We start from the raw sequence: 24714 nt of genomic DNA on the forward strand, positions 1-24714 counted from the left end.
GAGAAACTCATCGCATGATGAATTCACTCGCGGGTGAACCTCCCGCGATCCGGGTCACGGCGCTCAACGTGCTGCGCGGCGGCCGGAGCGTCCTGCACGACCTGGCCCTCGAAGTCCCCCGGGGCTCGATCACCGGCCTGCTCGGCCCCAGCGGCTGCGGCAAGACCACCCTGCTGCGCTCGATCGTCGGCGTCCAGAAGACCGCCTCCGGCCAGGTGGAGGTGCTCGGCCTGCCCGCCGGGAGCACCGATCTGCGCAGCCGGGTCGGGTACGTCACCCAGGCGCCCTCCGTCTACAGCGACCTCAGCGTGATGGAGAACCTCCGCTACTTCGCCGCCATCCTCGGCGCCCCCAAGGACGACCCGGAGCGCGTCGTCGCCGCCGTCGGCCTGGCCGGCCACGAGCACGACCTGGCCGCCCGCCTCTCCGGCGGCCAGCGTGCCCGGGTCTCGCTGGCCGCCGCCCTGCTCGGCCACCCCGAACTGCTGATCCTGGACGAACCGACCGTCGGCCTCGACCCGGTGCTCCGGCAGGACCTCTGGCGGCTCTTCCGCGAACTCGCCGACCACGGCAGCACCCTGCTGGTCTCCAGCCACGTCATGGACGAGGCCTCGCGCTGCGACCGCCTGCTGCTGATGCGCGAGGGCCGCCTGCTCGCCGACGACACCCCCGCCGAACTGCTGCGCCGCACCGGCGCCGCCGACGTCGACAGCGCCTTCCTCACCCTGGTGGCGGGCAGAACGGAAGCAGTGGCATGAGAGTCACCCGTACCACCGCCACCGCCCGCCGGGTGCTCGCCCAGCTGCGCCACGACCCGCGGACCATCGCGTTGCTGCTGGTCGTCCCCTGCCTGCTGCTGACCCTGCTGCGGTTCATGTACGACGGCCAGCCGCAGGCCTTCGACCGGCTCGGCGCCGCCCTGCTCGGTATCTTCCCGCTGCTGGTGATGTTCCTGGTCACGTCGGTGGCGATGCTCCGCGAGCGCACCAGCGGCACCCTGGAGCGGCTGCTCACCATGCCGCTCGGCAAACTCGACCTGCTGCTCGGCTACGCCCTGGCGTTCGGTGTCGTCGCGCTCGTCCAGGCGGCGCTGGCCTCCGCGCTCACCCTCGGCCTGCTCGGGCTGGACGTCGCCGGGCCCACCTGGCTGCTGTTCGCCGTCGCCCTCGGCGACGGGCTGCTCGGGATGGCCCTCGGCCTGCTGGTCTCCGCCTTCGCGGCCACCGAGTTCCAGGCGGTGCAGTTCCTGCCCGCGGTGATCCTGCCGCAGCTGCTGCTCTGCGGGCTGTTCGTGCCGCGGGAGAGCATGGCCTCCGTCCTGCGGTGGCTCTCCGACGTGCTGCCGCTCTCCTACGCGGTGGACGCCATGACCAGAATCACCACGACCTCCGGGACGGGCGGCCCGCTGCTGCGGGACCTCGCGGTGATCGCGGGCTCGGGCCTGCTCGCCCTCGCCCTCGGGGCGGCCACCCTGCGCCGCCGGACGGCGTGAGCCGGCGACCTGCGCCGTGACCTCGGTCCGGGCCCCTCGACCCCTGTGGATCGGGGGGCCCATGGGGCAGAATCGACGCCATGACCGATTCCGACGGCACGCCCCACCAGGGCTCCGCCGCCCCCGAAGGCGAGCCCGTGTACGCCGACCGCGTGTACCGCTCCGTTCCCGGCATCATCTCCGGCGTCATGCTGCTGGCCATCGCCGGCTGGCTGATCGTCGACGCCGTCATCACCGGCACCGGCAAGACGCCGTGGGTCGCGCTGGCCGCGGTGCCGGTGTTCGCGGCCCCGGTCGTCGCCTACACCCTGCGCCCCGCCGTCCTCGCGGACGACCGGCGGCTGCTGGTCCGCAACCCGCTGCGGACCGTCCACGCGCCCTGGGCCTCGGTCGAGGGACTGCGCGCCGGGTACTCGGTCGAGCTCTTCGCCAGCGGCAAGAAGTACCAGGTGTGGGCCGTGCCGGTGTCGCTGCGCCAGCGCAAGCGGGCGAACCGGCTGGCCGCCCGCAGCGCCGCCTCGGGCGACCCGCACGCCTCCCGGCTGGGGACGCTGGTCCGCCCGAGCATGCCCGTGCTGCCGGGCGCGCCCGACCCGAACCGGGCCTACTCCGACCAGGTCGTCGCGGTGCTGCAGGACCTCGCCGAGCGCAACGGCGGCCGGCCGGACGCCGCCGGCGAGGCGACCGCCACCTGGTGCTGGTGGATCATCGCGCCGACCCTGGCCGGGCTGGTCGCCCTGATCGCGGTGATCGCGGCCTGACCCCGCCCCTCCCCGGACGCACCCGGGCCCGGCCGACAGGACTTCGTCGGCCGGGCCCGTTGTCGTGCCAGGGGGCCGGCGGAGGTCAGGCCTCGATGCCCGCGGCCTCGGCGAGGTCCCGCTTGACGTGGGCCAGCACATCGGCCGCCGCCGCCCGGGCCGCCCCGAGCGCGTCCGCCGAACCGACCGGCAGGACCACCTCCAGGTAGCACTTGAGCTTGGGCTCGGTGCCGGAGGGACGCACCACGATCCGGGCCGAGCGGACGCCCTCGCCCGCCAGCTGGTAGCGCAGGCCGTCGGTGGGCGGCAGGTCGGCCGAGCCGGCCGTCAGGTCGTCCGCCTGGGTGACCCGGAGCCCGGCCAGCACGGTCGGCGGCCGCTCGCGCAGCCGGCGCATGGCGTCGGCGATCAGCGACAGGTCGCTCACCCGGACGGAGAGCTGGTCGGTGGCGTGCAGCCCGTGCTCGACGGCCAGGTCGTCGAGCAGGTCGCCGAGGGTGCGCCCGGCGCGCTTGAGGCCGGCGGCGAGCTCGGCGACCAGCAGGGCGGCGCTGATGCCGTCCTTGTCGCGGACGCCCTCCGGGTCGACGCAGTAGCCGAGCGCCTCCTCGTAGCCGTAGCGCAGGCCCTCGGCGCGGGAGATCCACTTGAAGCCGGTCAGCGTCTCGGCGTAGCCCAGCCCGGCGGCGGCCGCGATCCGGCCGAGCAGGGTGGAGGAGACGATGGTGGTGGCGAAGGTGCCGACGGCCTTCTTGGCGACCAGGGCCTCGCCCAGCAGCGCGCCGACCTCGTCGCCGCGCAGCATCCGCCAGCCGCCCTCGGCGTCCGGGTCGGGGACGGCCACCGCGCAGCGGTCGGCGTCCGGGTCGTTGGCGATGACGATGTCGGGGCCGGCCGCGGCGGCGGTCCGGAAGGCGAGGTCCATCGCCCCGGGCTCCTCCGGGTTGGGGAAGGCCACCGTCGGGAAGTCGGGGTCGGGCTCGGCCTGCTCGGCGACCACGGTCGGGGCGGGGAAGCCGGCCTTGGCGAAGGCGGCGACCAGGACGTCCCGGCCGACCCCGTGCAGCGGGGTGTAGACGACGTCGAGATCGCGCGGGCCGCCCGGTTCGAGAACGCCGGCGGCCCGGGCGAGGTACGCCTCGACGACCTCCTCGCCGAGCACCTCCCAGCCCTCCTCGGCGCGCGGGACGTCGGCGAGCGCGACGATCGCGTCGATCTCGTCCGCGATGCCGGCGTCGGCGGGCGGGACGATCTGGGCGCCGTCGCCCAGGTAGACCTTGTAGCCGTTGTCCTGGGGCGGGTTGTGGCTGGCGGTGACGGTGACGCCGGCGGCGGCGCCCAGGTGCCGGACGGCGAACGCGAGCACGGGGGTCGGCAGCGCGCGCGGCAGCAGGGCGGCGCGCAGGCCGGCGCCGACCATCACGGCGGCGGTGTCGCGGGCGAAGTCGTACGACTTGTGGCGGGCGTCGTAGCCGATCACCACGAGGTCGCCCAGCTGCTCGCGCTTGACGTACGCGGCGAGGCCGGCGGCGGCGCGGACGACCACGGCGCGGTTCATCCGCATCGGGCCGGCGCCGAGTTCGCCGCGCAGGCCGGCGGTGCCGAACTGGAGCCGGCCGGCGAAGCGCTCGCTCAGCTGGGACCAGGCGATCCGGTTGCCGGACTCGGTCTCGCCCTCGGCCTCGGCCAGCAGGGCCGACAGCTCCTCGCGGGTCTGCGGGTCGGGGTCCTCGGCCAGCCAGGCCCGGGCCCGGGCGAGGAGGTCGGTGGTGGGTGCCTGGGTCATCGCTTCCAGCTCCAACGGGGACGTCGTGCGGATGTCGGCGGGTGCGCCCGGGGACCGGGTCCGGGGGCGTTGTTCGGGGCCCGTGGCCGGCGAGGGCGTGCGGGCGGAGGGGGCGGGCGGACCGACGGGGTCCGCGGGAGGCGTCCCGCGGACCCCGTCAGTGCTGATTCTGCGCCGCGGGCGGCTCAGATCCGCTCAAGGACCTTCGCCAGCAGCGCGCCCATGCGCTCGGCGGAGGCCTTGCCGGCCTCCAGCACCTCGGCGTGGTTGAGCGGCTCGCCGGTGATGCCGGCCGCCAGGTTGGTCACCAGGGAGATGCCGAGCACCTCGGCGCCGGCCTCGCGGGCGGCGATGGCCTCCAGCGTGGTGGACATGCCGACCAGCTCGCCGCCGATCACCCGGGCCATGTGCACCTCGGCCGGGGTCTCGTAGTGCGGGCCGCGGAACTGGACGTACACGGCCTCGTCGAGGGACGGGTCCACCTCGCGGCACAGCTCGCGCAGCCGCTTGGAGTAGAGGTCCGTCAGGTCGACGAAGTTGGCGCCGACGATCGGGGAGTCCGCGGTGAGGTTGATGTGGTCGCTGATCAGGACCGGCTGGCCGGGGACCCAGCCCTGGCGCAGGCCGCCGCAGCCGTTGGTCAGCACGATGGTCCCGCAGCCGGCGGCCGCGGCGGTGCGCACGCCGTGCACCACGGTGGCCACGCCGTGGCCCTCGTAGTAGTGGTTGCGGCCGAGGAAGATCAGGGCGCGCCGCTCGCCGTCCGGACCGGGGATCCGCACGGACCGGATCTTGCCGGAGTGGCCGGCCACGGCCGGGGCGGGGAAGCCGGGGAGCTCGGTGACCGCGAACTCGGCCACCGTCTCTCCGAGGGCGTCGGCGGCGGGCACCCAGCCGGAGCCCATCACCAGGGCGACGTCGTGGCGCTCGGCACCGGTCAGCTCGCGCAGGCGCTCGGCGGCGGCCTGGGCGGCGGCATAGGGGTCGGCGAAGACGACCGACTGAGGAGATACGTTCACGGGTCCGAGGATAGACGGGAATCGACTACGCGCGTAGAAAACCCTCTCAGGCCATGCCGGATTGTTACCCGGATGACCCAAAACCACAGGTCGAGGCCGGATCTGACCGTGCCCGTCCGGCAATACCCACAAACGTGGCCGCCCCGGCCGGCGCCACCCGCTCCGGACGGGGGCGTCCGGCCGCCCGGCGAACCTGCCCGGCCGCCGCCGAACCTGCCCGGCCGCCCGCCGAACCCGTCCGGTCCGTCCGGCCCGGTGGCCGGGTGCGGCCGGGGCGGCCGGTCAGAGCCGCTTCGCGCTGCGCAGGCCCTTGGCGTACATCCCGTTGTCGTCCAGGCGCGCGGTGCCGCCCTTGTCGCCGAAGGTCGGGCCGTCGGCCTCCTCCCGGCTGGAGATGTAACGCGGGTGCCCGTCGGTGTCGATGCCCAGGAAGATCCCGGTGTGGTCCAGCCTGGCGCCCGTCCGGGTGTCGATCTCGAAGAAGACCAGGTCACCGGGCTGCAGGGCGTCGATCGACGCCGGCCGCACCGTCACGTCGGAGCCGGGCAGCGTGGTCAGCGGCAGGACGGGCACACCGGGCGAGAACCGGGCCAGGCCGTTGGCACTGCGGGCCAGGCCGGCGCCCGCCACGTCCTTGCTGAGCAGTGGGTACCCCGACCGGTAGCCGTAGACCATCCGGACGAAGCCGGAGCAGTCGAAGGCGCCGTAGCGGGTCTTGTCCGGCTGCTTGGTGGCCTTGTCGGCGAAGGTGTACGGGATCCCCAGGTAGTCGAAGAAGTCGGTTTGCTCCAGCCGGAAGTCCTGGCCGGTGGAGCCGTCCGGGTTGATCGGCCCGAACGAGGCGTCACCCCGGTAGCGGACGCCCTTGGCGTCCTTCTCGGGCGCCGCGCCGGCCATGTACTGGGTGGCGATCGCCAGCACGTCGTCCGCGGTGCTGCCCAGCGACTGCTGGAACCACGTCCGGAACCACGCCTCGCCCTCGGCCCCGGCCCGCCACGGCTGGGGCAGCAGCCGCACCCAGGAGTCCCCCGTGACCGTCGCCGAGGTGGTGCCCGGCTCGGCGAAGACCCGGCCGGGGCCGGTCAGCACGGCCGTCCTGGCCTTGTCGGTGAGGGTCGCCAGCACCGCGCCGCCGGCGTCCCGGACGACCGTGCGGTCGGGGGCGGCCAGCCGCTCGTAGCGGTAGGTGCCGGCCTGCGGCGCGGCCCCCGCGGCCTGGTGGGTGGCGTGGGCGACCAGCGGGGCCGCCGCGGCCACGGGCTGCTCCGCGCGCCGCCGGAGCTCCACGGTCAGGTAGCCGCTGGTGGCCAGCAGCGTCAGCGCGAGCGCGCCACTGAACACGGACTTGCGGGAGACGCTCATTGCGGGGTCCTCGGGAGGAGACGGGGCCGGGCCGGCCGGGAGCGGGCGGTGCGGCGGGGGCGTGCGGGCTGCTCAGCTGCCGGGCAGGGCGCCGAGCAGCAGGCCGGCGGTGAGCACCACGTAGTTCGCCAGGGTCACCGTGCTGGTGGCCATCAGCGTCGCCGCGCGCGGCTGGCGGACCAGCTGGTAGGCGATCAGGCCGGGCACGATGAAGCCCAGCGTCTGGTTGGCGTACAGGGTCGGCAGCTCGCGCTGCAGCACCAGCATCACCGTCGCCTGGAGCACGACCCCGGTGAGCACCACGGCGGCGAACAGCCGCTTGCCGTAGAGGATCACCAGCTTCTGGACCAGCCGGGTCGCCAGGTAGGTGAGCAGCGTGACCCCGATCACGATGCCGACCCGCTGGAGGTCCTCGACCAGGGTCAGCGCCAGCCAGCCCGGGGTGATCATGCCGCCGGGGGAGAGGTTGGTGGTCAGGTAGCAGACGAGCGAGAAGACCAGGCCGAGCGCGATGCCGATGGCGGCGATCTCGGGGGTGAGCTCGGTGGGTATCACTGCTGGTCTCCGTACTGGTACTGGAACTGGTCCGGCGCGGGCGGCCGCGGCTGCTGGTGCTGGTCCGGCGTGGTGTCCGGCCGCTGCCGGTACGGGCCGGGCGGCTGGTACCGGCCGGGCTGGGAGTACTGGCCGGGCTGGGGGAACCGGTCCGGCTGCCGGTACCGGTCCGGCTCCGGGTACTGGTCGGGCTGCCGGTACCGGTCCGTTGCGGGGTAGGGCGACGGCTCCCCGGACCGGTCCGCCGGGTGCTGCTGCCGGGGCCCCTGCCGGTGCGCTGCCGGGTACCCCTGCTGGGCCTGGTCCGGGTACGCCTGCGGGTGGGGGTGACCCGGCTGCGCGTACGGCGCCTGGCGCCCGTAAGGCTGCGGCTGTCCGTACGGCTCCGGCTGCGCGTACGGCTCCGGGTACGGACGGGCCTGCGGGGTCGCCTGCGACGGGACGCCGTCCCCGGGCCAGGGCGCGCCGCGGCGGGGCCGGGCGGGCCCGGGCACCGGTGCGAACACGTCGGCCGCCGGGGGGAACGGGTCCGCGGCCGGGGGGAACGGGTCCGCCGCCCGGGGCGCGAAGAGGTCCGCCGCCGTGGGCGCGTCCTCGTCCGCCGCCTCGTCCGCCTCGTCGTCGGGGGCGAGGTGGGTGAGCTCCTCCAGGAAGAGCTCGCCCTGGCCGTGGATGTTGCCGACCGCGACCAGCGAGGTGTCGGGGCCGAGCGCGGCCAGCAGTTCGGCGGTGAGCTCGGCCGGGTCGCGCCGGTCGCCGCCCAGGTCCACCACCCGGCCCTGCCAGTCGGCGGGGATGCCGTCCCGGGCGCTTCTGGTCGGGTGGCCGATCAGGAAGACCGTGTCCGGGTCCAGGTCGGGCACGATGCCGCCCATCTGGCCGTTGCGCTCGACCCGGTCCGGGCGGCAGTTGATCACCACGTTCAGCGGCCGGTGGATCGCCCCGAGGTCCAGCAGCTGCTGCACGTTCATCAGCGTCGACTCCGGGTCGTTCGCCGCGAAGACGTTGGCGAAGCGCAGCCGCTTGCCGTCCGCGGTGCGGTAGCGGTCGACGGACAGCACGCCCGGGTCCGGCGGGGCCTCCCACATGCCGCGCAGGGCCGTCCCGCGCTCCACGCCGAGCAGTTCGGCGACGGCCAGCGCGATCGCCACGTTCTCCTTGAAGGTGAACCAGCTGAAGCCGCGCAGCTCCTCGTCGCTCACCGTCTCCGGGTCGACCACGATCAGCTCGCAGTTCCGGCGGGCGGCCTCCTCGCGCAGGATGTCCACCCGGTCGCGCTCGGCCGTCACGCAGACACCGCCGACGGGCATCGAGCGGGAGAGGGAGCGCGCCACGTCGTCCAGGGTCGGCCCCATCTCGGCGAGGTGGTCCTCGCGGACGTTGCAGAGCACGCCGATGGTCGAGCGGATCAGCTTGGTCTGGTTGACCTCCTGGAGGGCCGGCATCACCGCCATGCACTCGATCACCAGGGCGTCGGGCCGGTAGGTGGCGGCCCGCCGGACGATGCCGATCTGCTCCACCACGTTGGCGATGCCGAACTTGCGGTAGACCGGCTCCTCGGTCGCGTCGGGGTGGATGAACCGGGCCGCCGTGCCGGTGGTCTTGGCGACCGTCACCAGGTCGCCGCCGCGCAGCGCGCCGGCGCACAGCCGGGTGATCGAGCTCTTGCCCCGGATGCCGTTGACCAGCACCCGGACCGGGATCTGCTCCAGGGCCGCGAAGTGCCGGCGCTGTTCGACGATGCCCGCCACCAGCAGCACGGCGCAGCACACCACCAGCACGATGTAGAGGAAGAGCACGGGGTTCCTTCGGCCGGTCCGATCGGTCGGCGGCGCGGGGGTCTCGGGTCGTACGGCGGGCGTACGGCGGTCGGTCGTACGGCGGGTCGCGGGTGGTGCCGGGCGGCGGGGCCCTAGCGGTGTCCGGCACCGGCCGGGGTGGGCGGGGCCGCCGGCGGCCCTGGCGCCCGGGCCGCCCGGGCCGCCCGGCGGCCGGCGGACGGCCGGCCCAGCAGTTCCAGCTCCTGCCGGAGCAGTTCCAGGCTGCGGGCGACCGCCCCCACCTCGTCGTGGTGCGCGGGGTACAGCACCGTCCGGCGGTCGCCCGCGGCCAGCGCCTCCGCGCTCGCGGCGAGCCGGCGCAGCGGGATGCCGACCGCGACGAACAGCCAGCCGAGGCAGAGCGCGGCCGCGGCGAGGCCGAGCATCCCGGCCAGCACGGCCCGCCGGTCGGCCTTGTTCTGGTCCAGGTGGAGCCAGGCCACCGGCTGGGCGCTGACCACGGACCAGCCGAGCCTGGCCACCGTGCCGTTGCCGCCGAGCGGGGCCGCCGCCAGCACGGCCGGGTCGCCGCCGTGGCGGACCACGTCGGCGGCGGCGCCCTTGCCGGCCGAGGTGAGCACCGCCTCGGCGCGGGCCTCGGGCAGGTCGCCGAAGGAGCTGAAGGCCTCGTTGGCGGAGAGCACCTTGTGCCGGTCGTCGATCAGCCAGACCCGGCCGAGGCCGGGGCGGGTCAGCAGGCCGTCGAGGAACTCGCGCTTGAACTCCCCGACCACCACGGCGGTCGGCGGGGCGGCGGCCGCGGCCGCCTCGGCGGCCGGGTCGGCGCTCTCGCCCTGGGCCTGCGGGCCGAGCCCGACCCGGGCGGCCACCTGCGGCTCCTTGCCGGACTTGTTGAGGAGCAGGACGCCGTCCGGCCCGACCGTCCCGGCGCCCGCGTGCCGCGGCGCCTCGCCGGCCCGGGCCACCACGGCGCCGGTGGGGCCGAGTACGTACAGCGACCGGTAGCGGCCGTGCTCGGCGAGGGTGCCGCGGAGCACCGCCTCGATCGGTTTGGCCTCGGTACCGTCGCCGAGCGCCGGGGCGATCGACCTGAGGTCGGCGTAGCCCTCGTTGAGCGCCTGCCGGATCCGGTCCGCGGCGGTGTCGGTGCGGTCCCGCTGGGCGGAGACCACCTGGCCGGGTACCCGGATCGCGCCCTTGTCGCCGCTCAGCAGCAGCAGCGGGCCGGACCAGCTGAGGACGACCACCGCGCAGAGGGCGAGCGGCAGGGCGATGCCGGGGGCGAACCGGCGCCGGCGGCCCGCGGTGGCCGGCGGCTCGGTGGCCGGCGGCCTGGCGGGGTCGAGCAGTTGGAGGCGGACCTCCTCCAGGGCGCGGGTGATCCGGCCGGCCTCGCCCCGGGCGGGTCCGGAGACCGGCTGGTCGAGCCGCTCGCCGCGGGTCAGCCGGCGGGACTCCAGGAAGAGCCGCAGCAGCGGGCGCTGCAGGGTGAGCACGAGCAGGCCGGCGACCAGCAGGGCGACCAGCAGCAGGGCGCCGGTGGCGGCCAGCCCGAGCAGCGGGTGCCGCAGGCTGCCGGCCTGCCGGTCGACCGTGGTGCTGGAGACCAGGGTGAGGCCGAGCGGGGCGGCCAGGTCCTGGGCGGTGGTGCCGGCGACGGCCGAGTAGCCGACGATCCGGCGGGTCCCGTGCTGGTCCGGCGGGCCGACCAGGCTGCCGGAGGTGACCTCCGCGGTGCCTGCGGGCTGCCGCGCGACGCGGGTGCGGGCGGCGCCGACGATCCGCTTGTCGGGCTCGGAGGTGAGCGGCGGGCCGGCGCTGTCGAGCACGGCTCCGGTGTTGTCGAGCACCTGCAGGCTCTGGGACTTCCCGGTGGTGATGCCGGGCAGCCGCAGGCCGCCGGACGCGACCAGCAGGGCCCGCTCCCCGGTAGGGGTGGCCACCAGGGCGAAGGTCAGCAGTCGGGGGCCGCCGGCGGTGCCGGTGAGCACGGGGGCGGGCGCGGTGTCGCCGAGCGCGCCGAGGTCGAGCAGTCCGGCCAGCGGCACGGTCTCGCCGCGGGCGGCGAGCAGCTTGCCGCTGCCGGGCTGGAGGATCACGGTGCCGCGCCACTTCTGGTAGGCCTGGCCGAGGGCGCCGAGCACGGCGGCCGGCTCGGCGGGCGCGGTGTCGAAGCGGGCGGCGGCGCGGCGCAGGTCGGTGGCGTTCTCGTTGACGGCGGCGCGCAGCGCGGTGGCCCCGTCCTCGGCCGCGTACTGCTGGGACTCCCGGACGGCCTGCGGGGCGTCGTCCAGGCGCAGCCCGCCGACGGCGACGGCGGTGAGCGCGGAGACGGCCAGCAGCAGGACCAGCAGGAGGGCGATGGGTGGCCGGATCCCGCCGAGCAGGGGCATGTCCGCCCGGCGGCGGTAGCGGTGCTGGCGAGGCGGTGACGCGGCCGTGCTCAAGGAATGCCTCGATGTCGAAGGTGGGCGGCCTGCCCGCTCCGGACAGCTCGCATACGCAGTTTTACAACCTGAAAAGCATACGTATCCACGGTGGCTTGAGCGGACCGGAGGGGTCACAGCTGGATACCGATCCGCCCGGTCGGTCGGTTTTTCCACGTCCGGGCGCCGCGCGAGGGGTGTGCGGCCGGCGTCCCGCCCGGCGGCCGCGGCGGCCGCGGCGGTCGTGGCCCGCGGGGCCGGTAGGTTCTCCGGCATGGAGATACGGGTTTCCCGGCGCCGGGTGCTGCCGGTGGTGCTGCTGCTGGCGCTGGCGGCGCTGGCGGGGGTGCTGACCGCGACGCTGCTCGGCGCCGGCCCGTCCGGGGCGAACGGCCGGGCCGGCGCCGGCAAGGCCTCCGCCGCCGGGCGCGCCACCGGCCCGGAGCAGGTGGACCTGGCGGCCCGGGTGGACGCCTGGACCGCCGGGTTCGGGCCCTCGACGCCCTACAGCTCCCCCGACGAGGGGCAGCGCCGGGCGGTCGTCGACGGCGTGGCGCAGGCGGTGGAGGGGCACCCGGACCAGGCGGACCGGAGCCTGCGGACGGTCGGCTACCGGCTGACCGAGTTCGTGGACAGCGGCTCCGGGCGGCGGCTGGCCGAGATCGCCGACGGCTCCGGACACGAGGCCGAGCGCGGCTGGGGCCGGGTGTACGTGGACCTGTCCGCGAAGGCGTCCTGGTCGGTGCAGGTGCCGCACCCGGTCTTCGACACCCGGACCGAACTGCTCGGCGTCGAGGTCTTCCGGGACGCGCCGGGCGGGGTGCTGGTGCTGGCCGGGGCGCACCGCAAGGCCGGGGCCGGCGGCTCCTCCGACCCGGCGCACCGGACGGACACCGTGTTCGACGCGGTGCTCCAGGCGACGGCGGCGCGCGGACTGCCGGGTCTCCAGGTGCACGGTTTCGACGAGGGCAGCCTGCCGGGGCAGGACGCGGTGCTGTCCGGCGGGACCGCGCCCCCCGGGCCGGCCCTCCGGTCGACCGCCGACGGCCTGGAGGGGGCCGGGTTCGCCGTCTGCCGGGCCTGGCGCGACAAGTGCGGCCACCTGGAGGGGACCACCAACGTGCAGGGCCGTTTCGCGGCCGGCCTGGGCCTGCCCTGGCTGCACGTCGAGCTGGGCAACGGGCTGCGCACCGATCCGGAGCGGCGCGCGGAGGTGGCGGCCGTGCTGGCGGTCACCGCGCGGTCCTGGGGCGGCGGCGCCACACCGTGAACGGGGGCGCCGGCCCGGGTGGTCCCGGCACGGCGGGCCGTCCGGCCGGTGGGAGCCGTCAGCAGGGCCGGCGGCGCAGGTCCAGCACGTAGTCGTGGGGGGCGCCGGCGCTCTCGGCCGCGTCCGCGATCAGCCCGAGGTAGCGGGCGGCGGGCAGGCCGCCCTCGTAGTCGTTCAGGACGTACGTCCAGACCTGGATGTCGCCGTCCAGGGTGTGCGCCCGCAGCTTCATCTTGCGGTAGATGCCGAGCTGCACGCCCTCCCAGCGGTCCAGCCCCTCCTCGTCCATCGGGGCGACGTCGTAGAGCGAGACGAAGACCTGCTCCTTCTCGTCCTCCACCACGGTGGCCAGCGAGCCCTCCCAGCCGAGCTGCTCGCCGCCGAAGGTCAGCCGCCAGCCGTCCAGCCAGCCCGTGCCGCGCAGCGGGGAGTGCGGGGCACGGCGGGTCATCTGCCGGGCATCGAGGTTGGTGGCATACGCGGCGTAGAGGGGCATGGGCGCCAGCCTACGGGAGTTGAACGCGGGAACCGGTCGGGGGAGCGTCCACGGGTGCGCCGGGCCGCCGCCGACCGGGGATCGTCGCCCGGCGCCGGCAGGGCAGCCGTGACCCCGGCGTGGCGGCGGGGTCGGCGTGCGGGACAATGGTGCACGTGACTCGGATCGTGATCATCGGTGGCGGACCTGGCGGATACGAGGCAGCCCTGGTGGCGGCCCAGCTCGGCGCGGAGGTGACCGTCGTCGACCGCGACGGCCTCGGCGGATCGGCGGTGCTCACGGACTGCGTGCCGTCGAAGACCCTGATCGCGACCGCGGAGGTGATGACCACCTTCGACAGCTCGTACGAGGAACTCGGCATCATCGTCGCGGACGACACGCCCCCGATCGAGGGATCGGCCCGGGTCGTCGGCGTGGACCTCGGCAAGGTCAACCGACGCGTCAAGCGCCTGGCGATCGCGCAGTCGCACGACATCACCCAGTCCGTGACCCGGGCCGGCGTGACGGTGCTGCGCGGCAAGGGCCGGCTCGGCGGCGGCGGGCAGGCCGCGGACGGCTCCCGCGAGGTGCTGGTGGACGGCCCCGACGGCGGCGTCCAGACGCTGCGCGCCGACGCGGTGCTGATCGCCACCGGTGCCCACCCGCGCGAGCTGCCCGACGCGCAGCCCGACGGCGAGCGGATCCTGACCTGGACCCAGGTCTACGACCTGGAGGAGCTGCCGCGCGAGCTGATCGTGGTCGGCTCCGGCGTCACCGGCGCCGAGTTCGCCGGCGCGTACCAGGCGCTCGGCTCCAAGGTCACGCTGGTCTCCAGCCGCGACCGGGTGCTGCCGGGTGAGGACCCGGACGCCGCCGAGGTGCTGGAGGAGGTCTTCCGGCGCCGCGGCATGAACGTGATGAGCCGCTCGCGGGCCGAGGGCGCCAAGCGGGTGGGCGACCACGTGGAGGTCACTCTCGCCGACGGCCAGGTGATCCGGGGCACGCACTGCCTGATGGCGGTCGGCTCGATCCCCAACACCGCGGAGATGGGGCTGGAGGAGGCCGGGGTCAAGCTCAACGACTGGGGCCAGATCCAGGTCGACCGGGTCTCCCGCACCAGCGCCCCGGGCGTCTACGCGGCGGGCGACTGCACCGGCGTCTTCATGCTGGCCTCGGTGGCCGCGATGCAGGGCCGGATCGCGATGTACCACGCGCTCGGCGACGCGGTGCAGCCGCTGAACCTCAAGACGGTGGCGTCCAACGTCTTCACCGACCCGGAGATCGCCACGGTCGGCTACACCGCCGCCGACGTCTCCTGCGGAAAGATGGACGCGGTCGAGGTGAAGCTCCCGCTGCGCGGCAACCCGCGGGCCAAGATGCAGGGCATCAGGGACGGCTTCGTGAAGCTGTTCTGCCGCCCGGGCACCGGCATCGTGGTCGGCGGCGTCGTGGTGGCACCGCGCGCGAGCGAACTGATTCACCCGATTTCGCTCGCCGTGGACGCCAATTTGACGGTCGAACAGGTGGCCAGTGCGTTCACGGTCTACCCCTCGGTGTCCGGTTCCACCGCCGAGGCCGCCCGGCAGCTGCACATCCGCAAGCGGGCCGAGGGCGAATCCTGAGCGGGGAACGACCAGTTGAGGCGGCCGCCGCGGGGTGGCCGCCTCCTGCGCGCGCCGGCGCATCACCCGTACGGCGGGCGTGCTCCCCGGGGGCTGACGGCGCGTAGTGTACGGTCACGCGCCGCCCTTGTGTGAGCATTTCCCGTTACCAGGAGCAAACGCCTGAAAGCAGACGGTCATTCAGTTACCGTCGGTTCTGTGTTTGCAGCAGAACGTCGCCAGTTGATCCTCGAAATGGTGCGCGCCAACGGAGCAGTGTCGCTCCGTGAACTGGCCCGCGTCGTCCAGACCTCCGAAGTGACCGTCCGCAGGGACGTACGGGCACTGGAGGCAGAAGGGCTCCTCGACCGCCGTCACGGCGGCGCGGTGCTCCCCGGCGGCTTCAGCCGCGAACCCGGATATCCGCAGAAGACCCACCTCGCCGCCGCCGAGAAGAGCGCCATCGCCGACCTCGCGGCCGGCCTGGTGGCCGAGGGCGACGCCGTCGTGGTGGGCGCCGGCACCACCACCCAGGAGCTGGCCCGCCGGCTCGCCCGGGTGCCGGGGCTGACGGTGGTGACCAACTCCCTGCTGGTCGCCCAGGCCCTGGCGCACGCCAACCGGGTGGAGGTGGTGATGACCGGGGGCACCCTCCGGGGGTCCAACTACGCCCTGGTCGGCAGCGGCGCCGAGCAGTCGCTGCAGGGGCTGCGGGTCACCAAGGCCTTCATCTCCGGCAGCGGCCTGACCGCCGAGCGCGGGCTGTCGACCACGAACATGCTCTCCGCGAGCGTGGACCGGGCTCTGGTGCAGTCGGCCGCCGAGGTCATCGTCCTCGCCGACCACACCAAGCTCGGCGCGGACACCATGTTCCAGACCGTCCCGACCGACGCCATCACCCGCCTGGTGACGGACGAGCACGCCACCGCGGACGACCTCACCGCCCGCGAGCTGGACGCGCTGGCCGACTGCGGCGTCCAGATCGACGTCGCCCCGCTCGGACTGCCGGTCGAGCAGCCGGTGCACGGCACCGGCCCGGTGCAGCACCAGGCGCCGCTCGGCGTCGGCCCGCGCCGGGCCGCCCCGTCGCCGCCCGGTGGCGCGCCGCTGCCCGGCCAGCGCCGCCCCGGCGCACACAGCGGCATGATCGTCCGCCCGCTGGCCTCCGGGCGCCCCTGAGCCGGCGTCGGCCGGGGGCCCGGTACGCCGGGGCCTCGGCGCCGGGTCCGCCCGGTCGGAGGCACCGGCACGTCGGGCGCCGGCACGGGCGCGCCGATGAGTGCCGCCGGCGCGTCAGTCCCCGCGCGGGAAGGGGAAGGTGCGGCCGTACGAGCCCCAGAGCCGTATGTCGCGGCCGTCCGTCCGGCCGTCGCCGTTCAGGTCGCCGGCCCGGCCGGAGCGGAGCAGCCGTCGCAGGTCCGCCCGGTCGACGGACCCGTCGTGGTCGACGTCCGGGCTGTGCACGGCCAACAGTCCCGGGCGGACGGCCAGCAGGTGGAACGCCGTGCCCGGGCTGCCGAAGGCGCCGAAGTTGTCGTCGGTGACCAGTACCAGCGACCGGGAGCCGTCGGCCAGCACCGGCCCCCAGGTGAGGCCCTCGACGTTGCCCGGGGCGACCCCGGCGGACGCGAAGTCGAACAGCAGCCGCTTGCGCATCGTCCGCTCGCTGCCGGCCAGGGCCGGCCTGCCGTTGACATCGGTGGCGCCGACCGTGGTGGTCCACCAGATCCGGATGCCGAAGTCGGTGCCGGACCGGGCGGTCCGCTCCACCACCAGGTAGTCGGTCTCGTTGACCGCGAGGATCTCCGACGCGCCGCGCTGCGCGGTGGCCGGTACGGGGCCGGCGTCGTTCAGCGGGCCGAGCGGGTAGACGAACTCGCCCAGCGCGCGGCCGTCGGCGCGGGCCTGCACCAGCAGGCGGCAGCGGCTGCCGGCCCCGGCGGTCGGCGCCGGACCGTCCTGGACCAGCGGGTCCTCGGTCAGCGTGACCACCTTGGAGCCGTCCAGGGAGAGGGTCAGCCCCTCGAAGGCCTGGTTGTCGCGGACCCCGGAGACCGGTGTGCCGTCCGGCCCGAGCACCGGCCGGTATGCCGCCGGCAGCGGCAGTTCGCGCCGGTGGCCGCCGTCCGGAGCGGCCTCACGGACGAACGGCGGCAGGCCCGGCGCCGCGCTGCCCTCGCTCGCCCACAGCAGGCCCTTGCCGCCGGGGGTCCAGCGGATCGCCTCCGGGGCCACCGTCCGCCGGGGGAACGGCTTGCCGTCGGCGCCGGCCAGGACGGTGCTGCCGGCCCACTGCGGGGCGCGGACCGCGAATCCCTTGGCGTCCAGCGGCAGCCGCAGGAGCTGGAAGCGGGCCGGGGCCAGCTCGGAGCGGTCGTCGCTGAGGGCCACGTACCGGCCGGAGCGCGGGTCGTAGTCGATGCCGGACATGCCGCCGAAGGGCACCCCGTCCAGCACGGTGCCCACCGGGACGGTGATGGTGTCCAGCAGCCGGACGTCCGGGCGGTGGCCGCCGTCGGCGCCGCGGGCCGGCCGCTCCGGCGCCGCCGTGGCCGGCCCGCCGCCCAGGCAGAGGACGGCGAGGACGAGCGTGCCGGCGGCCGCCGCGCACCGGTGGTACGGACGGGGGCCTTGGGGCTGGGGCATGGACGACTCCGGAGGAGCGGACCCGGCGCGGACCGGCCCCTCGGCCGTGGGCACGGGGAGCCCGGCCGACGCCGGGACCGGCGGGTGGGGCGAGCTGGGTTCGGGCCCGCGGCGGCGCGCAGCCGTCCGGACGCGGATCGCCCGGGCGGCGCGGTGGCCGCCCGCCCGGCGATGACGGGTGCGTCGCCGAGCCCGTGCCCGGGGCCTCGTGACGACACGCCGTCAATCTAGCGGAAGGGTACGGGGCGGACCGAGCCGGAGCGTGACGACAGCATGAATTCGGCCGGAAGCGGACGCCGCCGCAGCGCGGTCGCAGCGCCCCGCGCGGGCCCGGGAACGACGGGGCGGCCCGCACACCCTGAGGTGTACGGGCCGCCCACCGGCGCGGATCCCGCGTCAGTTGTCCTTGATCTCGCAGAGCGCCGCGCCACTGCTGACGCTCGCACCGACCTCGGCCTTCAGACCGACGATCGTGCCGGCCTTGTGCGCGTTCAGCGGCTGCTCCATCTTCATGGCCTCCAGGACGACGATCAGCTCGCCCTCCGCGACGACCTGGCCCTCCTCGACGGCGACCTTGACGATGGTGCCCTGCATCGGCGACGCCAGGGTGTCACCGCTGACCGCCGAACCGGCCTTCTTGGCGCCGACCCGGCGCTTGGCCTTGGCACCCGCGGCGCCGCCGGCCGGAGCGGCCGAGACACCGAGGGACGAGGGCAGCGAGACCTCGATCCGCTTGCCGCCCACCTCGACCACCACGGTCTCGCGGGCGTCGGCCTCGTCGGCCTCGCCGCCCGCGCCCGAGAACGCCGGGATGGTGTTCCGGAACTCGGTCTCGATCCAGCGGGTGAAGACCGTGAAGGGCCCCTCGCCGCCGTGCACCTCGGGCGCGAACGCCGGGTCGACGACCACGGCCTGGTGGAACGGGATGGCCGTGGCCATGCCCTCCACCTTGAACTCGGCCAGCGCACGCGCGGCGCGCTGCAGCGCCTGCTTGCGGCTGGCGCCGGTGACGATCAGCTTCGCCAGCAGCGAGTCCCAGGCCGGGCCGATGACCGAGCCGGTCTCGACGCCGGCGTCCAGCCGGACACCCGGGCCGGACGGCGGCGAGAACAGCGTGACGCTGCCGGGGGCGGGCAGGAAGCCGCGGCCCGGGTCCTCGCCGTTGATCCGGAACTCGATCGAGTGACCGCGCACCGCGGGGTCGTCGTAGCCGAGCGCCTCGCCGTCGGCGATCCGGAACATCTCGCGGACCAGGTCGATCCCGGTGACCTCCTCGGAGACCGGGTGCTCGACCTGCAGGCGGGTGTTGACCTCCAGGAAGGAGATCAGGCCGTCCTGCGACACCAGGAACTCGCAGGTGCCCGCGCCGACGTAGCCGGCCTCGCGCAGGATCGCCTTGGACGCCCGGTACAGCTCGGCGTTCTGCTCGTCGGTCAGGAACGGCGCGGGCGCCTCCTCGACCAGCTTCTGGTGGCGGCGCTGCAGCGAGCAGTCGCGGGTGGAGACCACGACCACGTTGCCGTGCTGGTCGGCGAGGCACTGGGTCTCGACGTGCCGCGGGTTGTCGAGGTACTGCTCGACGAAGCACTCGCCGCGCCCGAAGGCGGCGACCGCCTCGCGGACGGCCGAGTCGAACAGCTCCGGGATCTCCTCCAGCGTGCGGGCGACCTTCAGGCCGCGGCCGCCGCCGCCGAACGCCGCCTTGATGGCGACCGGCAGGCCGTGCTCGCGGGCGAAGGCGACGACCTCGTCGGCGCCGGCGACCGGCTCCGGCGTGCCGGCCACCAGCGGGGCACCGGCGCGCTGCGCCACGTGCCGCGCGGTGACCTTGTCACCGAGGTCGCGGATGGCCTGCGGCGGCGGGCCGATCCAGGTCAGGCCCGCGTCGATGACGGCCTGGGCGAATTCGGCGTTCTCGGAGAGGAAGCCGTAGCCCGGGTGGACGGCGTCCGCACCGGAGTCGGCGGCCGCCTTGAGCACCTTGGCGATGTCCAGGTAGCTGGTGCCGGGGGTGTCGCCGCCGAGCGCGTACGCCTCGTCGGCCACGCGGACGTGCAGCGCATCCCGGTCCGGCTCGGCGTAGACGGCGACGCTGGCGATACCGGCATCCGAGCAGGCCCGGGCGACGCGGACGGCGATTTCTCCGCGGTTGGCGATGAGCACCTTGCGCACAATGGCTCCCTTCTTGAACCTCGTCGAGTCTAGGGATTACAGGGTGGTACCGGCGAGTAGCCCAAGGTGGTGAGCTATCCCACACGGAGGGTGACGCGATTGCGTGACCGGTCGGGCACGGAACGGGACGCTCCGCAGGTCGTGGGTGGTGACAGTGTCAGGCCTGGGCCTTGCGGGGTGGTCGTGCCGCCGCCCCGCCGTGCCGTGGCCTTCGCCACATCATGTCGAGGGCGCCGGGGCCTGGGCCGGTACGACGGTCGGCGTGGCGCCGGTGTCCGGTCGGGCGAGGGCCTGGCGGGTGACGTCCGCGACCGGCTCGACCAGGTCCGGCCCGTAGGCGCTGGAGTTGATCAGCTCCAGCACCAGGGCGAACGTCCCGTCCGTGCCGTACTTGCGGGCCAGCTTCCGGTGGTTGGCCACCAGGTAGCGCACGGCCGCGTGGTTGGAGGTCGCGGTCTGCCCGGCGATCAGGAAGGCCGGCCGGCCGCCGTGCCCGGTCCGGATCCGGGCCAGCAGCATGTAGACCCGGCCGCCCGGGGTCTCGGACGGACTCTGGTAGCGGTACTCCTCGGACCCGACGGTGAGGCGCATCTCGTGATGCTTGACCGGGTCCTGGACGAAGGAGACGCCCGGCAGCCAGGAGATCAGGTGGGCGGCCGTCCGGTCGTTGCTGGCGGGCCCGCCGAGGCAGAACTCGGCCTTGTGACCGAGCCCTTGGCGTACCTCGTCGTGGCCGACCAGCTCGGCCCGCGCGCCGCACTCGCGCACCAGGGCGGAGAGCTCCATCAGGGCGAACACGTCGCCCCGCGAGACGCTCTTCGAACTGGAGGACGCCGCATGGCGGTTCACCACCAGCAGGCACTCCGTCCCGCCGGGCATGCCGAAGAACTCGCGGACCCGGCCGAGCCGTCGCCGGCGGCGCAGGTTCTGGGCGAGCCAGCCGAGCGAGGCGCTGATCGCGGTGGCGACCAGGCCGAGCACCACGTTGAGCACGCTGTCGGTCATCCCTGCATGTCCTCTCCGGGTCGGCGGCCCGGCCAGCCTATCGGCGCGGCCCGGCCACGGGGGCTGGATCACCGGGACAGATGTCCGGCCGGGTATCTGTCGGAATCGGCAGGGCCGGGGCAGCCCGGATGTGTTCCGGTGCCGCGGCCGGCGGCCGCCCGGGGCGGGTCAGACCCAGAGGTCGGTGATCCGTACCCCGAGATCGGCGAGCAGCCGGCGCAGCAGCGGCAGCGACAGGCCGATCACGTTGCCCGGGTCGCCGTCGATCCCCTCGACGAACGGCGCCGACCGGCCGTCCAGGGTGAACGCGCCGGCCACGTGCAGCGGCTCGCCGGAGGCGACGTACGCGGCGATCTCGGCGTCGTCCGGAGTGCCGAAGCGGACCGTGGTGGAGGCGGTCGCCGAGGACTGCCGGCCGGTGGCGGTGTCGATCACGCAGTGCCCGGTGCGCAGTACGCCGGCGCGGCCGCGCATCGACTGCCAGCGGGCGAGTGCCTCGGCGGCGTCGGCGGGCTTGCCGAGCGCCTCGCCGTCCAGCTCCAGCACGGAGTCGCAGCCGATCACCAGCTCCCCGCCGGCGAGCTCGGCCGCCACGGCCTTGGCCTTGGCCTCGGCGAGCACCAGGGCGAGCTCGGACGGCGTGGCGGCGGTGACGGCGTCCTCGTCGACCCCGCTGACGACCACCTGCGGGTCGAGGCCGGCTTGACGCAGCAGTCCGAGCCGGGCGGGGGAGGCGGAGGCGAGCACGAGGGTGCGGCGGTCGGTCATGGGCACCAGGGTAGGGGGTGCCGGCCGGCCGCCGGCCGCGCCGGTGGGGGCGCACGGCCCGCTCAGAGCATCAGCGGTTCCGGGCATCAGCGGTTCAGAGCATCAGCAGGACGGCCATCACCAGCGCGAGGGCCGCGAGCAGCGGTCCGGCACGGCGCAGCCGTTCCTGCAGTTGACGAGTGTCGGGGGAGGGCTCGTCGCGGGGGTCTGACCAGAGCACTTCTCCAGGGTGCCCCGCGCGGCCCGCGGGGCGCCTGAGTATCCGTACTCAGGTTTCGGGGCAATCCGGGCCATCCGGCCCGGACCGCGCGCACCCGTGTCCCCTGGGTGGGCGCGGTGGGACGGGCCGGGTCAGTGGGCCCAGCCCGAGGTGCGCCAGACGTCGGGGCCCGGCTTCGGGGTGGTACGAAGGCGCCGGGCGCGGTCGTTCCAGGGGGTCGCCGGGCCGGCGCCGGTGCGGGCCGCCACGGCGGCGGCCTGCGCGGCGGCGGCCCGGGCTGAGACCACCGCCAGGACGGTGGCCAGCTCCTCGGGGGTCGGCTGCCCGTGCAGCACGTGGATCGGGGCCATGCTCAATCCTCTCCCAAAGCTGCTTACAGCGGAATGTTGCCGTGCTTCTTCGGCGGCAGGGTCTCGCGCTTGCCGCGCAGGGCCCGCAGCCCGCGGACGATGTGGCGGCGGGTCTCGGAGGGCGCGATGACCGCGTCCACGTAGCCGCGCTCGGCCGCCAGGTACGGGTTGAGCAGGGTGTCCTCGTAGGAGGCGAGCAGCTCGGCGCGCTTCTCCGTGGCCTGCCCGGCGGCCTCGGCCTCGGCGAGCTCGCGGCGGTGCAGGATGTTGACCGCGCCCTGGGCGCCCATCACGGCGATCTGCGCGGTCGGCCAGGCCAGGTTGAGGTCGGCGCCGAGGTGCTTGGAGCCCATCACGTCGTAGGCGCCGCCGAAGGCCTTGCGGGTGATCACGGTGATCAGCGGGACGGTGGCCTCGGCGTAGGCGTAGATCAGCTTGGCGCCGCGCCGGATGATGCCGTCCCACTCCTGGCCGGTGCCGGGCAGGAAGCCGGGCACGTCGACGAAGGTCAGCACCGGGATGTTGAAGCTGTCGCAGGTGCGCACGAAGCGCGCGGCCTTCTCACTGGCCGCGATGTCCAGGCAGCCGGCCAGGTCCATCGGCTGGTTGCCGACGATGCCGACCGGGTGGCCCTCGACCCGGCCGAAGCCGGTGAGGATGTTGCCCGCGTACAGCGCCTGGGTCTCCAGGAACTCGCCGTCGTCCAGGACGTGCTCGATCACCTTGTGCATGTCGTACGGCTGGTTCGCCGAGTCGGGCACGATGGTGTCGAGTTCGAGGTCCTCGTCGGTGACGGTGAGGTCGGCCTCCTCGGGGTAGGCCGGCGGGTCGCTGAGGTTGTTGGAGGGCAGGTACGAGAGCAGGCTCTTGACGTACTCGATGGCCTCCTTCTCGTCGGCGGCCAGGTGGTGCGCCACGCCGGACTTGGCGTTGTGGGCGCGGGCGCCGCCCAGCTCCTCCATGCCGACGTCCTCACCGGTGACGGTCTTGATCACGTCCGGGCCGGTGATGAACATGTGCGAGGTCTGGTCGGCCATCACCACGAAGTCGGTGATCGCGGGGGAGTACACCGCGCCGCCCGCGCACGGGCCCATGATCAGCGAGATCTGCGGGATCACCCCGGAGGCGTGCACGTTGCGGCGGAAGATCTCGCCGTACAGGCCGAGCGAGGCCACGCCCTCCTGGATCCGGGCGCCGCCGGAGTCGTTGATGCCGATCACCGGGCAGCCGGTCTTCAGCGCGAAGTCCATCACCTTGACGATCTTCTCGCCGAACACCTCGCCGAGCGAGCCGCCGAAGACGGTGAAGTCCTGCGCGAAGACGGCGACCTGACGGCCGTCCACGGTGCCGTAGCCGGTGACGACACCGTCGCCGTACGGGCGGTTCTTCGCCTGCCCGAAGTTGGTCGAGCGGTGCCGCGCGAACTCGTCGAACTCCACGAAGGAGCCCTCGTCGAGCAGCTCCACGACCCGCTCACGGGCCGTCAGCTTGCCCTTGGCGTGCTGCTTCTCCACGGCCGCGGCCGAGCCGGAGTGCACCGCCTCGTCCAGCCGGCGCCGTAGGTCGGCGAGCTTGCCGGCGGTGGTGTGCGGGTCGTACGACGCCTCGGTCATCCGGTGGCTCTCCCTGATCCTGGGCCGCGACCTGTCAGTACTGGGTGAGGGCAGGGCGGCGCAACGAACTACCGTTGAGTAGCGTAGCCAGCGCGGACCGTTTCCTGTTATGGCCAGCGACACAGTGTGTTAACGGGCGTTATGCGGGACGATGGGGCGGCCTACGCGCTGGGGCGACCACCCGCCACCATCCTGTCCCGGCCGCCCGCCGGCCCGCCGCCGCCACGCGCGGTCACCGGAACCGGCCCGGCGGCCCGCCTGCCGCCGTCGCCCCCGTCACCCGCCGTCACCGGCATCCGCCGGTCTGCGTGCCGCGGCCACCCGCCGGCCCTAGGCTCGGCCCCATGAGCGAGTCACTGAGCGAACCTGCCGACGAGTCCGCCCCCCGCCGCAGCGGACTGCGCGGCTTCGGCGGAGCCGGGCCGTCCCCCTGGACCGACCTGGACCGCCCGCCGCTGGACGCCGCGGCCCTGCGCCGCGACCTGGTGGGCCCCGGCGGCCTCTGGACCTCCCTCGACGTGGTCGCCGCGACCGGCTCCACCAACACCGACCTGGCCGCCCGCGCCCGCGAGGGCCTGCCCGAGGGGGCGGTGCTGATCGCCGAGGAGCAGAGCGCGGGACGCGGCCGGCTGGAGCGCACGTGGACGGCGCCCGCCCGCTCCGGGATCTTCCTCTCCGTCCTGCTGCGTCCCGGCGCCGTCCCGGTCGAGCGCTACGGCTGGCTGCCGATCCTGGTCGGCGTGGCGGCCGCCAGCACCCTCGGCCGGGTCGCCGAGGTGGACGTCTCGCTGAAGTGGCCCAACGACCTCCAGGTGACGATCGACGGCACGGAGCGCAAGGTCGGCGGCATCCTCACCGAACTCGGCGGCGGCGCCGTGGTCGCGGGCCTGGGCGTCAACGTCTCGCTGCGCGCCGACGAGCTGCCGGTGCCCGCCGCCGCCTCGCTCGTCCTGGCCGGCGCCGCCGTCACCGAGCGCGACACCCTGCTGCGGGCCCTGCTGCGCGAGTTCGCCGACCTGTACGGCGAGTGGAAGGCCGCCTCCGGCGACCCGCACGCGAGCGGACTGCTGTCCGCGTACACCGACCGCTGCGCCACCCTCGGCCGGGCGGTCCGGGTCCAGCTGCCGGGCGGGCGCGAGCTGGTGGGCGAGGCGGTGGCGATCGACGGCGACGGCCGCCTGGTGGTCCGGACGGCCGACGGGACGCGGCAGCCGGTCGCGGCGGGGGACGTCGTACACGTACGGCCGGAGAGTGGCTGAGTCGGCACCCCCGGGCCCCCTCGCCCCGGCCGGATGCCCCGGATTACGCGATTTCGTGCGAACATTCCACCTGGCAGCGGTGTGAGGCGCGCCACTACCCCCTGGGGGTGGGCGGTGCGCGCCACCGCCGGGGTAGTCGAGTAGGCGGGACAT

The 24714-nt window shown here is 74.8% G+C and carries 21 protein-coding genes; 7 read left to right on the forward strand and 14 right to left on the reverse strand.

The annotated features are described in order from the left end of the window. The first annotated feature begins 14 nt into the window (after window positions 1–14). The 3 genes from OG689_RS25125 to OG689_RS25135 all read left to right on the forward strand — a co-directional run bounded on the left by OG689_RS25125 (window position 15) and on the right by OG689_RS25135 (window position 2253). On the forward strand, window positions 15–758 hold the full coding sequence (locus OG689_RS25125) for an ABC transporter ATP-binding protein (protein ID WP_266323136.1): 744 nt from the start codon (window positions 15–17) through the stop codon (window positions 756–758). Continuing rightward, a complete protein-coding gene (locus tag OG689_RS25130; RefSeq protein ID WP_266323137.1) occupies window positions 755–1492 on the forward strand; it encodes an ABC transporter permease in 738 nt (245 codons plus the stop codon). The genes OG689_RS25125 and OG689_RS25130 overlap by 4 nt, the downstream gene beginning before the upstream one ends. 80 nt (window positions 1493–1572) lie before the next feature. Further along, complete coding sequence (locus OG689_RS25135) at window positions 1573–2253, forward strand: PH domain-containing protein (RefSeq protein WP_266323138.1); 681 nt, start codon at window positions 1573–1575, stop codon at window positions 2251–2253. Window positions 2254–2338: 85 nt separating this feature from the next. On the opposite strand, the gene OG689_RS25140 is transcribed toward OG689_RS25135, so the two are convergent. The 6 genes from OG689_RS25140 to OG689_RS25165 all read right to left on the reverse strand — a co-directional run bounded on the left by OG689_RS25140 (window position 2339) and on the right by OG689_RS25165 (window position 11203). Then, window positions 2339–4039, reverse strand: a complete 1701-nt coding sequence (locus OG689_RS25140) for a phospho-sugar mutase (RefSeq protein ID WP_266323139.1) — start codon at window positions 4037–4039, stop codon at window positions 2339–2341. Between the two features lie 185 nt (window positions 4040–4224). Beyond that, complete coding sequence (locus OG689_RS25145) at window positions 4225–5058, reverse strand: purine-nucleoside phosphorylase (protein ID WP_266323140.1); 834 nt, start codon at window positions 5056–5058, stop codon at window positions 4225–4227. A gap of 282 nt (window positions 5059–5340) precedes the next feature. Next, window positions 5341–6420, reverse strand: coding sequence for an NlpC/P60 family protein (locus OG689_RS25150; protein ID WP_266323141.1), 1080 nt, complete (start codon window positions 6418–6420; stop codon window positions 5341–5343). A gap of 72 nt (window positions 6421–6492) precedes the next feature. Further along, the gene (locus tag OG689_RS25155) at window positions 6493–6975 is read right to left on the reverse strand and encodes a poly-gamma-glutamate biosynthesis protein PgsC/CapC (RefSeq protein WP_266323142.1); all 483 of its coding nucleotides are present in this window, start codon (window positions 6973–6975) and stop codon (window positions 6493–6495) included. After that, the gene (gene pgsB / locus OG689_RS25160) at window positions 6972–8774 is read right to left on the reverse strand and encodes a poly-gamma-glutamate synthase PgsB (protein ID WP_266323143.1); all 1803 of its coding nucleotides are present in this window, start codon (window positions 8772–8774) and stop codon (window positions 6972–6974) included. The genes OG689_RS25155 and pgsB overlap by 4 nt, the downstream gene beginning before the upstream one ends. Before the next feature lie 113 nt (window positions 8775–8887). Further along, complete coding sequence (locus OG689_RS25165) at window positions 8888–11203, reverse strand: HAMP domain-containing protein (protein WP_266323144.1); 2316 nt, start codon at window positions 11201–11203, stop codon at window positions 8888–8890. Between the two features lie 253 nt (window positions 11204–11456). On the opposite strand from OG689_RS25165, the gene OG689_RS25170 reads away from it, so the two are divergent. After that, window positions 11457–12452 (forward strand): hypothetical protein, encoded by a 996-nt coding sequence (locus OG689_RS25170; protein ID WP_266323145.1) that lies wholly within the window; start codon window positions 11457–11459, stop codon window positions 12450–12452. A gap of 58 nt (window positions 12453–12510) precedes the next feature. On the opposite strand, the gene OG689_RS25175 is transcribed toward OG689_RS25170, so the two are convergent. Then, window positions 12511–12948 carry a gamma-glutamylcyclotransferase gene (locus tag OG689_RS25175; RefSeq protein WP_073924190.1) on the reverse strand — a complete coding sequence of 146 codons (438 nt, stop codon included), beginning with the start codon at window positions 12946–12948 and terminating at the stop codon, window positions 12511–12513. Between the two features lie 119 nt (window positions 12949–13067). On the opposite strand from OG689_RS25175, the gene OG689_RS25180 reads away from it, so the two are divergent. Together OG689_RS25180 and OG689_RS25185 are read left to right on the forward strand one after the other, a co-directional pair. Next, window positions 13068–14549 carry an NAD(P)H-quinone dehydrogenase gene (locus tag OG689_RS25180; protein WP_266323146.1) on the forward strand — a complete coding sequence of 494 codons (1482 nt, stop codon included), beginning with the start codon at window positions 13068–13070 and terminating at the stop codon, window positions 14547–14549. Window positions 14550–14747: 198 nt separating this feature from the next. Then, window positions 14748–15707, forward strand: coding sequence for a DeoR/GlpR family DNA-binding transcription regulator (locus OG689_RS25185; RefSeq protein WP_266323147.1), 960 nt, complete (start codon window positions 14748–14750; stop codon window positions 15705–15707). 114 nt (window positions 15708–15821) lie between these two features. Here the strand turns inward: OG689_RS25185 and OG689_RS25190 are convergent, their stop codons facing one another. The 7 genes from OG689_RS25190 to OG689_RS25220 all read right to left on the reverse strand — a co-directional run bounded on the left by OG689_RS25190 (window position 15822) and on the right by OG689_RS25220 (window position 23302). Further along, window positions 15822–17174, reverse strand: coding sequence for an esterase-like activity of phytase family protein (locus OG689_RS25190; RefSeq protein ID WP_266323148.1), 1353 nt, complete (start codon window positions 17172–17174; stop codon window positions 15822–15824). A gap of 396 nt (window positions 17175–17570) precedes the next feature. Then, window positions 17571–19346: a biotin carboxylase N-terminal domain-containing protein gene (locus OG689_RS25195; protein ID WP_266323149.1), complete on the reverse strand. Its 1776-nt coding sequence runs from the start codon at window positions 19344–19346 to the stop codon at window positions 17571–17573. 219 nt (window positions 19347–19565) lie between these two features. Next, window positions 19566–20351 (reverse strand): hypothetical protein, encoded by a 786-nt coding sequence (locus tag OG689_RS25200; protein ID WP_266323150.1) that lies wholly within the window; start codon window positions 20349–20351, stop codon window positions 19566–19568. 168 nt (window positions 20352–20519) lie between these two features. Next, on the reverse strand, window positions 20520–21119 hold the full coding sequence (locus OG689_RS25205) for a nucleoside triphosphate pyrophosphatase (protein WP_266323151.1): 600 nt from the start codon (window positions 21117–21119) through the stop codon (window positions 20520–20522). 94 nt (window positions 21120–21213) lie between these two features. Beyond that, entirely contained in the window at window positions 21214–21339 is a 126-nt protein-coding gene (gene mmpB / locus OG689_RS25210; protein ID WP_266323152.1) for a morphogenic membrane protein MmpB, read from the reverse strand. A 131-nt stretch (window positions 21340–21470) separates the two neighbouring features. Then, window positions 21471–21689 carry an acyl-CoA carboxylase epsilon subunit gene (locus OG689_RS25215; protein ID WP_266323153.1) on the reverse strand — a complete coding sequence of 73 codons (219 nt, stop codon included), beginning with the start codon at window positions 21687–21689 and terminating at the stop codon, window positions 21471–21473. A gap of 23 nt (window positions 21690–21712) precedes the next feature. Continuing rightward, window positions 21713–23302 (reverse strand): acyl-CoA carboxylase subunit beta, encoded by a 1590-nt coding sequence (locus OG689_RS25220; RefSeq protein ID WP_266323154.1) that lies wholly within the window; start codon window positions 23300–23302, stop codon window positions 21713–21715. 344 nt (window positions 23303–23646) lie between these two features. Here OG689_RS25220 and OG689_RS25225 point away from each other — a divergent pair, with 344 nt between their 5' ends. Continuing rightward, complete coding sequence (locus tag OG689_RS25225) at window positions 23647–24561, forward strand: biotin--[acetyl-CoA-carboxylase] ligase (protein WP_266323155.1); 915 nt, start codon at window positions 23647–23649, stop codon at window positions 24559–24561. The last annotated feature ends 153 nt before the right edge of the window (window positions 24562–24714 follow it).

Origin of the sequence: Kitasatospora sp. NBC_00240 (assembly GCF_026342405.1) — a bacterium.
In the GTDB taxonomy this organism is placed as follows: domain Bacteria; phylum Actinomycetota; class Actinomycetes; order Streptomycetales; family Streptomycetaceae; genus Kitasatospora.